Source organism: Pseudomonas sp. GW821-FHT10C09, from assembly GCF_059415465.1.
This window is the reverse complement of sequence record NZ_JBWKNG010000010.1, coordinates 91906-103875: the sequence shown is the minus strand read 5'-3', so window position 1 is coordinate 103875 and position 11970 is coordinate 91906. Positions and strand designations below refer to the sequence as shown.

Here is an 11970-nt window from a genome sequence, read left to right as displayed (position 1 = left end):
CCAACGGCTGATTCGTCACTGAATCAGCCGTTGGGCAGGTGCATTACAGGATGTTGAAAGGAATGGTGGTCACGAGACGGAACTCGTTGATGCTGCCATCACCCTGGTTTTCACTGGCGCGGTGAGCGGTGTAGGTCGCGCGAACAGTGGTGGCCTTGAGTGGGCCGCTCTGAATGGCGTACGTCGAACCGATGCCGTATTCGTAGTGGGTCTCGCCGTCCATGTTTTTCACGTCATAGGCGGTACCGGTGTAGTGAGTACCGTCGATGCCCCAGCCGCGAGCCTGGTAGATGTTGAATTTCAGGCCTGGCACGCCGTATTCAGCCATGTTCAGGCCGTAGGCGATCTGGAAGGATTTCTCGTTCGGGCCGTTGAAGTCCGACAGCAGGGAGTTGGCCAGGTAGATGCCGTTGGTTTCGTGCAGGTAGTCGAAGTACTCGTTACCGTTAATTTCCTGGTACGAGAAGGTCAGGCTGTGAGCCTGGTGAGTCAGGCCGAACGACAGGGAGCCGGCCTGGTTGTCGATTTCGCCCAGCAGTCTTTTACCTTCGTCGACGGTCTTGTAGTAGTTCAGGCCGGTGGTCAGGCTCAGTACCGAACTGTCACCCAACACGTGGCTGGCGCCGAAGTAGTACTGGTTCCAGAAGTCTTCGGCCTGGGTCGCCCACAGGCTGGTGGTCAGGCTGGCGAAAGGGGTATAGGTGAGGCCTGCCGTATTAACGTGATCGGTTTCAGCAGTAATGTTTTGGTATTCGGAGCGGAACTTGCTCAGGCTTTCTTCGGTACGCGGCGAAACGCGGTCAAAGGTCCCCAGGTCGAATGCCAGGTTGTTAAGTTCTTCGCTGTGGATCGCCACACCTTCGAAGCTCGAAGGCAGGGCACGGTTACCGATCACATCGACCTGCGGGCTGCTGAAGTTCATGCGGCCGGCGGTCAGGGTGGTGTTGGAGATGCGCGCCTTGACGTTGGCCAGGCCTACCTTGCTCCACTGACCTTGAGCGTCGCCGCCTTCTTTGGTCAGGGTACGGTTGTTGCCCGCGCCTGGACGGGAGCCCGGTGCGCCGCCGTTATTGGAGGCCAGGTTCTCGCGATCACGCTCCAACGCAACAGCGTTGTAGGCGGCCACTTCGGTGCTGAAACCTACAGTGCCTTCGGTGAAACCGGAGTTGTACTTGACGATGGTGCCTTGAACCCAGTTGATACGACGATCAGTCGGGGTGGCTACACCGTCTTTGCGGTAAGTGAACTTGCCGCCACGTTTCAGTTGTTCGTTGGCGTACCAGTTGCGCGTAGTGCCGGAGACCGATTGACCTTCGACGAAGCCAGTTGCATCAGCTTGTGCACTTTTGGTGTTGACCGTCACCGGGGTGAATTCCTGGCTCTGGGTTTCTGCGTACGCCGAGGCGGTAACGCTGCTGATGGCCAAGGCCAATAACGCGGTGCTGCTCAGTTTCATGGGTGAAGCTCCTTACTTTCTTTTTTTAATGCCGGTCTTATTGGTGATCCGGCTATTGGTTTAGAACTCATACAAGGCATCGCAAACGTTTGCTGCAGGCCGGATTGGCGAATTACGGCAATACGCTTGCGTGAGGGCGTAATACGCCCCCAGCGTTCTGGCTAATCGGTTATTGGTCGATACTGACGCCCGAGAACACGTTGCGGCCGAAGGGGCTGACTTTGAACCCTTCGACTTTGGCGCTTAACGGCTGGTTAACCGTCGAGTGGGCGACTGGCGTGATCGGCACCTGCTGTTTGAGGTACTGCTGCGCCTGTTTGTACAGCACGGTGCGTTGGCCCTGGTCAGTGACGACCTTGGCCTGCTTGACCAGCTTGTCGTAAGCCGGATCACACCACATGGAGTAGTTGTTGCCGCCAATGGCGTCGCAGCTGTAAAGCGTGCCGAGCCAGTTGTCCGGGTCTCCATTGTCCCCGGTCCAGCCGATCAGGCTGATGTCGTGCTCGCCATTCTTGGTGCGCTTGATGTACTCGCCCCATTCATAGCTGACGATCTTCACTTTGAGGCCGATTTTCGCCCAGTCAGCCTGGAGCATCTCGGCCATCAACTTGGCGTTCGGGTTGTAAGGGCGCTGAACGGGCATCGCCCACAGGGTGATTTCGGTGCCTTCCTTCACGCCGGCAGCCTTGAGCAGTTCCCTGGCTTTTTCCGGGTTGTAGGCGGCGTCTTTGATCGTTTCGTCGTACGACCATTGGGTCGGCGGCATGGCGTTGACGGCCAACTGCCCGGCACCCTGGTAGACGGCGTTGAGAATGCTTTGCTTGTTCACCGCCATGTCCAGCGCCTGGCGCACTTCGAGCTGGTCGAAAGGCTTGTGCCGAACGTTGTAGGCGATGTAGCCGAGGTTGAAGCCAGGCTTCTCGATGAGCTTGAGTTTTTCGTCGTTCTTCAGCGCGGTCACATCGGCAGGGCGTGGATGCAGGGTAATCTGGCACTCGTTGGCCTTGAGTTTCTGCACGCGCACCGAAGCGTCGGTGTTGATGGCGAAAATCAGGTTGTCGAGCTTGACCCGGCTCGGGTCCCAGTACTGCTTGTTGCCGATGTAACGGATGTTGGAGTCTTTCTGGTAACTCTTGAAGACAAACGGGCCTGTGCCGATCGGCTTCTGATTGATGTCACTCGGCTTCCCGCCTGCCAGCAGCTTGTCGGCGTACTCGGCGGACAGAATGGCGGCGAAGCTCATGGCGATGTTCTGGATGAACGCGGCGTCGACGCTGTTGAGCGTCATGACCACGGTCAGCGGCCCGGTCTTTTCGACCTTGGCGATGTTCTTGTTCAGGCTCATCCCGTTGAAATACGGGAACTCGGTCGGATAAGCCTTACGGAAAGGGTGTTGCGGATCGAGCATGCGATTAAACGTGAACAGCACGTCATCGGCATTGAAGTCGCGGGTCGGCGTGAAGAAAGGCGTGGTGTGAAACTTCACCCCTTCGCGCAGGTGAAAGGTGTACTTGAGGCCGTCTTCGGAAATATCCCAACTGGTGGCCAGGCCCGGTACGACATTGGTCGCGCCTTTTTCAAACTCTGCCAAACGGTTGTACAGCGGCTCGGCGGCGTCGTTATCGGTCGCAGTGGTGTACTGCGCCGTGTCGAAACCGGCGGGGCTGCCTTCAGAGCAGAACACCAGGCTGTTATTGGCGGCCTGGATTGATGTGGCGGCCAACAGGCCGGTGCCCAGTAATGCGGATAAAACCAAGGAATGGCGCATGACGCTCCCTCTTGTAATCACGAGTGTTTTGACAATGAGCCGCCGTCCCGTCCTGGGACGTGGAGGATCATTGACTTCAAACCATGCTTTTCAGCAATAACCGAGAGCCCACGCATGAGCTGGTCAGAACCCGACGGTATGACCCGTGGATCTGGCAGTAAATGCGTAGAGTCCTAAAGACTCGTAGGAAATGGCAACGCGTCCGACTCCACCGCCGTAGTACACGGAGGAAACGGATGTAAGAGTTTTCCTACTTTCTCGGCAGATAAAGCAACGGCGACGTCAAAAACGTCGCCGTTGCAAAACCTTATTTGCTGACGCTGACGCCGTAGAAGGAGTTCAAGCCAAACGGGCTGATCTTGAAGTCCTGCACGTTGTCGCGCATTGGTTGGAACACCGTCGAGTGAGCGATAGGTGTCATTGGAACTGCATCTTTGAGGACGTGTTGCGCCTGTTTGTACAGTTCGGTGCGCTTGGCCTGGTCGGTTGTGCGCTTGGCTTCTTTGACGATGCCGTCGAACTTCTTGTCGCACCACTTGGAGAAGTTGTTGCCTTGCAGCGAGTCGCAGCCGAACAGCACGTTCAGCCAGTTGTCCGGATCACCATTGTCGCCGCTCCAGCCAATCAGCATGGCCTGGTTCTCGCCGCCTTTGGAACGCTTGATGTACTCACCCCATTCGTAGCTGGTGATTTTCACGTTCAGACCGATTTTCTTCCAGTCGGACTGCAGCATTTCAGCCATCAGCTTGGCGTTCGGATTGTACGGACGCTGTACCGGCATCGCCCACAGAACGATCTCGGTGCCTTCCTTGACGCCAGCTTCCTTGAGCAGCTCTTTGGCTTTCTCAGGATCGTACTTGGCATCTTTGATGGTGGTGTCGTAGGACCATTGAGTCGGCGGCATGGCGTTAACGGCCAATTGGCCCGCACCTTGGTAAACCGAGTCGATGATCTGCTGCTTGTTGACGGCCATGTCCAGTGCCTGACGCACTTTCAGCTGGGCCAACGGGTTTGCCTCGTTGCTACCCTTTACCTTGTCCATCACGTTGTAGGCGATGTAACCCAGGTTGAAACCAGCCTGGTTAGGCACTTTCAGGGTCTTGTCTTCTTGCAGCGCCTTCAGATCGGCTGGACGAGGGAACAGAGTGATCTGGCACTCGTTCTTCTTCAGCTTCTGAATACGTACCGACGGGTCGGTAGTGATGGCGAAGATCAGGTTGTCGATCTTGACGTCGTCAGGCTTCCAGTAGTCCTTGTTCCCGGTGTAGCGGATGTTGGAGTCTTTCTGGTAGCTCTTGAACACGAACGGACCAGTGCCGATTGGCTTCTGGTTGATGTCCGCCGCTTTGCCTTCTTTCAGCAACTGGGCTGCGTATTCGGCGGACTGCACCGAGGCGAAGCTCATCGCCATGTTCTGGATGAACGCGGCATCCACTTCTTTCAAAGTGAACTTGACGGTTTTGTCGTCGACTTTGTCGATCTTGGTGATGTTGGTGTCCATCCCCATGTCGGTGAAGTACGGGAATTCAGTCGGGTAAGCCTTACGGAACGGGTCATCCTTGTTAATCATGCGATTGAAGGTGAACAGTACGTCGTCGGCGTTGAACTCACGAGTCGGCTTGAAGTACGGGGTGGTGTGGAACTTGACGCCGTCGCGCAGGTGGAAGGTATACGTCAGGCCGTCCGGGGAAATGTCCCAGCTGGTCGCCAGGCCAGGAATCACGGCGGTGCCGCCGCGCTCGAACTGGGTCAGGCGGTTGAACATGGTTTCTGCAGAGGCGTCGAAGTCGGTTCCGGTGGTGTATTGACCCGGATCGAAACCGGCGGGGCTCCCTTCGGAGCAGAACACCAGGTTAGTCGCGGCTTGGGCGAAGGGGGCGCTAGCTAACAAGCTGGCGCCGACTAAAAACGGAATGACCGCGTTTTTAAGCATGGTGGCCTCATGATTGTTGTCATTTTTGGAATTAGAGGACGACCTCGTGAGTCGACCTGCGGATACTTATGCAGGGGCCGTACCCAATGCAAGATGCAGAGCGACCACAGGCGTTAAACAGTGGCACGTACGTACCTTAATGTCGCATTTGTATAAATTCACGCGCATTTGACCGTTTGCGCGGGTTTTTTTCGGTGCAACCGGCGCACCGGTGCGGGGCATTTGGCGGGGATTGCGCACCCGGTTGGAGCGTGGTGTTACTTATTTATACCCACGCTTTGCGGGCTGAATGTGTTGGGTGGGGGACTGTTTGGGATTGAGAATGTTTTGCGCCGGGGTGGGTTGCTGTTGAGTTTGTGGGCGTGTGGTAGGTATTTGTTGTTTAACGGGTTTGTTGTGGCGGTGGGTGCAGTTTGACTGGCAGGTGTTTGTCAGTGGACATCTTGGTTGTTGATCTAATCAGTACATTTGTGGCGACGGTTGGCGCACGGTCGTGGGCTGAGTGTTTATGGGTGGTACCGGGTGCAACCGTGGCTATTTATTGGTAGCGCCTTTTGTCGGTGGCGGCCTGATAGCCGACCAATCTCTTCCTTGGTGTACATATCCATTCCTGCGGTTACGGCCACTTAGGGTTTCGCCCTTACGGCGACTCACTTTTTTTTCAAACGCCAAAAAAAAGTAAGCAAAAAAAGGCTCGCCCCGAGCGTCCGGCCCCTCGCTTAGGCTCGGCGTTCCTTCGCTCCGGTATCCATCCGGGGACACTGCCCTCCGGTCTGCTTCGCTACGACCTACATGCAGCGTGTTCGACTGCGTCGAACGGCGCTGCGCGCCACTCCCCGGATGAACACCTCCACTCAGCCTCCCGAAGGGGCGGGCAGATCAAAAGCTGCAGGCGAGCTAACGCTCGGCCTGATGAGTGGTGAGAAGCAACGGCTGTACACCAATCTATTGTAGGAGCCTGGCTTGCCAGCGATGGCGGCCTGAAAGCCGACCAATCTCTATCAGGTGTACATCATTTCCTGTGGGCGCTGGCTTGCCAGCGATGGCGTCCTGACAGACGACCAATCCACATCAGATGTACCCATTCCAACTGTGGGAGCGAGCCTGCTCGCGAAGACGGCCTCACAACCGCTACATCTCTTTCTGATGCCCCCCCAACTGATCATTCCCACGCTCCCGTGTGGGAATGCCACCCGAGACGCTCCGCGTCCCATTTTTGTGTTGAGCCTTGTGTAAAAAACACAGAGGTTTCCTACGCATTTTTCAGGTTGCCGGGTAGGAAGGCGTGTCTTTATCTTTAACCGTCGCTGCACAGTCAGCGATCAGGAGTGGAAACCTGGAATCGGTAGGGCGAAGGCCCTCACGACCACAACGGTAAGTGATGGCTCCAATTTGAATTCAGGAGCTACAAATGGATAACGACAATCCCGAATCGAACTTCAACAAAATCAATCCGAACGCAGACGCCTTGCGCGCTGAAGAATTATTCAAAGACCGCGAAGCCATAAAACGCGCCCTCGACTACTACCTCGATCCCCCGTCCCAATACACCGAAAAACCGCGCCGCCCCAGCACGATGTATATGATCGCCCCGAACACGGACACCGAAAGTCTGCTGGGCCAAGCCTGCGAATCACTGGCCTCCGCCAGCGTCATGACCAGCGATTTCGCCGCTAATCTGATCGGCCCGCAGCGCAATACGGTGTTGGCGATTCAGCAGATCATCATGCTGGCGGAATTGGCGGTGAACCGCGCCTTGGATAACGTCGATCCGGCGTAGACCGCGTTATCGTTATTCGCGAGCAGGCTCCCCACAGGATCTGCGCCGTACGCAAATAATGTGCTCACCGGAGATCAACTGTGGGAGCGAGCCTGCTCGCGAAGGCGGTGGACCAGTCACCACATAACCTGAAGAGTTCACCCGGACTTCTGGCACGCAACAAAAAACGGCGATCACCCAAGTGATCGCCGTCTTTATGTACGGACTATCAAATCAAGGCATCAACACTTCAATCGCCCCATCCGCCGTCATGCTGACCTGACTCGTGCCAGCCTCAACATCCGGTGTCACCGGTGCAGCATCCATCGAGGCGGCTTTCATCATCATCGGGCCGCGCATGTACGGTTGTGGATAACCGTTGCTGTTCAGGTTCAGGTTAACGATCTTGTAGCTCTTGCCACCCAGCGCATCGGTCGCCAATTGTGCGCGAGCCTTGAAGGCGGTCACGGCTTCTTTAAGCAGTGCGTCTTCGCTGGCCTTGCGTGTTGGTGTGGCGATGGCGAAGTCCATGCCGCCCATTTTCAGGTCGGTGAGCAGTTCGCCAGTCAGTTTCGACAGGGCGGCGAAGTCCGAGCTTTCCAGGCGCAGTTCGGCGCGTTCACGCCAGCCGGTGATTTTCTGGCCCTTGGTGTCGTAGATCGGGTAGCTGTTGCGGCTGCCCTGGCGCAGGGTGATGTCTTTGACCTGTTTGGCCTGGGCCAGCGCTTTGTTCATGGTGGTGCTGACGTCGGCGGCGAGTTTGGCCGGGTCGGTGTTTTGGTCTTCGGTGTAGAGGGTCACGATCATCAGGTCGCGGGCCACTTCCTGGCTGACTTCGGCGCGCAGGGAAATCTGGTTGTAATGCAGCTCGTCGGCGGCCAGGGCCGGGAGGCTGGCGAGGGTGCCGGCACTCAGGGCGAGGAGGGCGGCGCTGCGGCGAAATGTGTGCATGAAAGCTCCTTGGGCGATGCGCAGGTGTGAGATCCGAGCCTGCGTGAAACCATCAGACTCTAGCTTTAATGATCCGGTTCGCACAGTTACAACTTCTATACAGATAGAGGGAAGGTGACCCTGTGGTGAGGGGGCTTGCCCCCGTTCGGCTGCGCAGCAGTCGCAAATCGATTGGCTCGGTTTGACTGATACGACGCGGTAGCCTGTTTTGGGACTGCTTCGCAGTCCAACGGGGGCAAGCCCCCTCGCCACAAGGGAAATACAGGGTGCACAGGCTGTGGCTGTTTGCCGCACTTTTGCCTGTCCGCCCCCGTGCTTGGTTATACTCCGTGCGATCCGCCTGGAGCGCTCATCAGGAGAGCTCATGCTCGCCCCCGTTCAAATCACTTCTGCCACTCGCCAGAACCTCTGGCGGCTGACGTTCATCCGCACGTTAGTGCTCGCCGCTCAGGCCGGTTCCGTCGGGTTGGCCTATTGGCTCGACCTGCTGCCGCTGCCATGGGTGCAACTGGCAATGACCCTCGGCTGTTCGACGTTGCTGTGCGCATTCACCGCGGTTCGACTGCGCACTACGTGGCCGGTCACCGAGCTGGAATATGCGCTGCAACTGGCCTGCGACCTGTTTATCCACAGTGCCTTGCTGTATTTCTCCGGTGGCTCGACCAACCCGTTCGTCTCTTATTACCTGGTGCCGCTGACCATCGCCGCGGTGACGTTGCCATGGCGTTATTCGGTGATTCTGTCGGGTATCGCGTTGACGATGTACACCTTGCTGCTCGCACGTTTCTATCCGCTGCAAACCTTCCCGATTGCCCGGGAAAACCTGCAGGTCTACGGGATGTGGCTGAGCTTCGCGCTGGCGGCGGCGGTGATTACCTTTTTCGCCGCGCGCATGGCCGAAGAGCTGCGTCGCCAGGAAGAGCTGCGGGCGATTCGGCGTGAAGAAGGCCTGCGTGACCAGCAGTTGCTGGCGGTAGCGACGCAAGCCGCCGGTGCAGCGCATGAATTGGGCACACCGCTGGCGACCATGAGCGTGTTGCTCAAAGAGATGCAGCAGGATCATCCAGACCCGATGTTGCAGGATGATCTGAAGGTGCTGCAGGATCAGGTCAAGGCCTGCAAAGAAACCTTGCAGCAACTGGTGCGCGCCGCCGAGGCCAATCGGCGTTTGGCGGTGGAGATGCAGGACGTCACCGACTGGCTCGACGAAGCGCTGAACCGCTGGCACCTGATGCGCCCGGAAGCCAGTTACCGCTTCCAGCGTCTGGGCCAAGGCACCGTGCCGCGCATGGCGCCGCCACCGGACCTGACCCAGGCGCTGCTGAATTTGCTCAATAACGCCGCTGATGCATGCCCCGAAGGGCTGCAAGTGACGCTGGACTGGAACGCCGAAGACCTGACCATCAGCATCCGCGATCACGGTGCCGGTGTGCCGCTGGCCATCGCCGAACAGATCGGCAAACCATTTTTTACCACCAAGGGCAAAGGTTTCGGCCTGGGCCTGTTTTTGAGCAAGGCCAGCGTGACACGCGCCGGCGGCTCAGTGAAACTCTACAGTCATGAGGAAGGTGGCACGCTCACCGAGCTGCGCCTGCCTCGTGTCGCCCGAGGAGACGAACATGAGTGACGATATCCAGGTTGAAGGCGAAGAACTGCCGCATTTGCTGTTGGTCGACGACGATGCAACCTTTACCCGCGTAATGGCCCGCGCCATGGCCCGCCGTGGTTTTCGCGTCAGCACTGCTGGCTCTGCCGAAGAAGGCCTGACCATCGCCCAGGCCGATCTGCCGGATTACGCCGCGCTGGACCTGAAAATGGACGGCGACTCGGGGTTGGTCTTGTTGCCCAAGCTGCTGGAGCTGGACCCGGAAATGCGCGTGGTGATCCTCACCGGTTATTCGAGCATTGCCACCGCCGTCGAGGCGATCAAGCGTGGCGCCTGCAATTACCTGTGCAAACCGGCCGACGCCGACGATGTGCTGGCAGCCCTGTTGTCCGAGCACGCCGACCTCGACACCCTGGTGCCGGAAAACCCGATGTCGGTGGACCGTTTGCAGTGGGAACACATCCAGCGCGTGTTGACCGAGCACGAAGGCAACATCTCGGCCACGGCCCGCGCCCTGGGCATGCACCGCCGTACCCTGCAGCGCAAACTGCAGAAACGTCCGGTGCGCCGCTGAACGGGCGCTGAACGATCATCGCCAACCCTCGCGATAACCCGAGCCGATCAACTATGATCGGTTCGTGTGTGTTCTTTTCTCTATCGAGCCTTATCCATGAATCAGAACGCTGAATATTCCGCGGTCAACGATGCCGTGCGCGGGCAGTTCTTCCGCAAGGTCTGGGCGATCATCACGCCCTATTGGCAAAGTGAAGAGAAGGTCAAGGCGTGGACGCTGCTGATCGCGGTGATTGCCCTGTCGCTGATCAGCGTCGGGATCTCGGTGTGGTTCAACACCTGGTACAAGGATTTCTACAACGCTTTGCAGAAGAAGGATGAAGCCGCGTTCTGGCAGCTGATTCTGTATTTCTGCGCGATTGCCGCCGTGGCGATTGTCGGTGCGGTGTACCGGCTCTACCTGACGCAGATGCTGACGATCCGTTGGCGAGCCTGGCTGACCGAGAAACACTTTGCCCGCTGGCTCGGCAACAAAAATTACTACCAGCTGGAGCAGGGCGGTTACACCGATAACCCGGACCAGCGGATTTCCGAAGACCTCAACAACTTCACGGCCAATACCCTGAGCCTGGGCATCGGGCTGATCCGCAACGTCGTCAGCCTGGTGTCGTTCTCGATCATTTTGTGGGGTGTGTCGGGCAGTATTGAAGTGTTCGGTTTCACCATTCCCGGCTACATGTTCTGGTGTGTGCTGGTGTATGCCGTGGTCGGTAGCTGGCTGACGCATTTGATCGGTCGTCGCTTGATCGGCCTGAATAACCAACAACAACGCTTCGAAGCCGACCTGCGTTTCTCCATGGTCCGGGTTCGCGAGAATGCCGAAAGCATCGCGTTGTACAACGGCGAGCCGAATGAAAATCGTCGCTTGAGCAGCCGTTTCGGGATGGTCTGGCACAACTTCTGGGACATCATGAAAGTGTCCAAGCGCCTGACGTTCTTCACCGCCGGTTACAGCCAGGCCGCGATCATTTTCCCGTTCATGGTCGCCGCGCCGCGTTACTTCGCCGGCAAGATCGAACTCGGTGAACTGATGCAAATCAGTTCGGCGTTCGGCAACGTTCAAGAGAGTTTCAGCTGGTTCATCAGCGCGTATCAGGACCTCGCTTCATGGCGCGCCACCTGTGATCGTCTGCTGAGTTTCCGTCAGGCCATGACCGACAACGAAGAGCGCCAACCGGCCATCGACGTACAAAATCAGGGCGATGAACTGAACATCCACAACCTCGGCCTCGATCTGGCGGACGGTCGTCACCTGCTGACCAACGCCAATATGGCAGTGGAAGAGGGCGATCGCGTGATGCTCAGCGGCCGTTCAGGCAGCGGCAAGTCGACCTTGTTGCGCGCGATGGGGCATCTGTGGCCAGCCGGCCACGGCAGTATCCGTCTGCCGTCGGCGCGCTACCTGTTCCTGCCGCAAAAGCCATATTTGCCGATTGGGACCTTGCGCGAGGCGCTGAGTTATCCACAGCCTGGCGATACCTATTCGCAGGAACGCTACGTCCACGTGCTGGAAACCTGCCGTTTGCCGCATCTGGTTGCACGTCTGGACGAAGCGAACCACTGGCAGCGCATGCTCTCGCCGGGTGAACAGCAACGTTTGGCGTTTGCCCGCGCGCTGCTGTATGCACCGCAATGGCTGTACATGGACGAAGCCACCTCGGCGATGGATGAAGAGGATGAAGGCTCGCTGTATCAAGCGTTGATCGATGAGTTGCCGGGGCTGAGCATCATCAGCGTCGGGCATCGCAGCAGCCTGAAGCGCTTCCACCCACGGCATGTTCGAATCGAGAACGGCCATTTGGTGGACCAGACAGTAACCGCCTGAACACCACCGCCCCTGTGGGAGCGAGCCTGCTCGCGAAAGCGGTCTGACATTCAGCTAGAGGTGTCTGACACTACGCCTTCGCGAGCAGGCTCGCTCCCA

At 57.9% G+C, this 11970-nt stretch carries 8 protein-coding genes; 4 read left to right on the top strand and 4 right to left on the bottom strand.

The genetic code is table 11. From position 1 onward, the window contains the following. Window positions 1-43: 43 nt before the first annotated feature. The 3 genes from AC07N8_RS12365 to AC07N8_RS12355 all read right to left on the bottom strand — a co-directional run bounded on the left by AC07N8_RS12365 (window position 44) and on the right by AC07N8_RS12355 (window position 5157). A complete protein-coding gene (locus AC07N8_RS12365; protein ID WP_483842527.1) occupies window positions 44-1456 on the bottom strand; it encodes an OprD family porin in 1413 nt (470 codons plus the stop codon). Window positions 1457-1625: 169 nt separating this feature from the next. Then, on the bottom strand, window positions 1626-3224 hold the full coding sequence (locus tag AC07N8_RS12360; RefSeq protein ID WP_483842528.1) for an ABC transporter substrate-binding protein: 1599 nt from the start codon (window positions 3222-3224) through the stop codon (window positions 1626-1628). Between the two features lie 307 nt (window positions 3225-3531). Next, window positions 3532-5157 carry an ABC transporter substrate-binding protein gene (locus AC07N8_RS12355; RefSeq protein ID WP_483842529.1) on the bottom strand — a complete coding sequence of 542 codons (1626 nt, stop codon included), beginning with the start codon at window positions 5155-5157 and terminating at the stop codon, window positions 3532-3534. 1411 nt (window positions 5158-6568) lie between these two features. Here AC07N8_RS12355 and AC07N8_RS12350 point away from each other — a divergent pair. Continuing rightward, window positions 6569-6937 carry a DUF6124 family protein gene (locus tag AC07N8_RS12350; RefSeq protein ID WP_493143784.1) on the top strand — a complete coding sequence of 123 codons (369 nt, stop codon included), beginning with the start codon at window positions 6569-6571 and terminating at the stop codon, window positions 6935-6937. 213 nt (window positions 6938-7150) lie between these two features. On the opposite strand, the gene AC07N8_RS12345 is transcribed toward AC07N8_RS12350, so the two are convergent. Further along, on the bottom strand, window positions 7151-7867 hold the full coding sequence (locus AC07N8_RS12345; RefSeq protein WP_493143782.1) for an SIMPL domain-containing protein: 717 nt from the start codon (window positions 7865-7867) through the stop codon (window positions 7151-7153). Between the two features lie 364 nt (window positions 7868-8231). Between AC07N8_RS12345 and AC07N8_RS12340 the strand changes: the two genes are divergently transcribed. The 3 genes from AC07N8_RS12340 to AC07N8_RS12330 all read left to right on the top strand — a co-directional run bounded on the left by AC07N8_RS12340 (window position 8232) and on the right by AC07N8_RS12330 (window position 11871). Further along, the gene (locus AC07N8_RS12340) at window positions 8232-9494 is read left to right on the top strand and encodes an ATP-binding protein (protein ID WP_483842532.1); all 1263 of its coding nucleotides are present in this window, start codon (window positions 8232-8234) and stop codon (window positions 9492-9494) included. Beyond that, window positions 9487-10047, top strand: a complete 561-nt coding sequence (locus tag AC07N8_RS12335) for a response regulator transcription factor (RefSeq protein WP_027924503.1) — start codon at window positions 9487-9489, stop codon at window positions 10045-10047. Before AC07N8_RS12340 ends, AC07N8_RS12335 begins: the two co-directional genes overlap by 8 nt. 96 nt (window positions 10048-10143) lie before the next feature. Continuing rightward, window positions 10144-11871 carry an ABC transporter ATP-binding protein/permease gene (locus AC07N8_RS12330; protein ID WP_483842533.1) on the top strand — a complete coding sequence of 576 codons (1728 nt, stop codon included), beginning with the start codon at window positions 10144-10146 and terminating at the stop codon, window positions 11869-11871. Window positions 11872-11970: the final 99 nt, after the last annotated feature.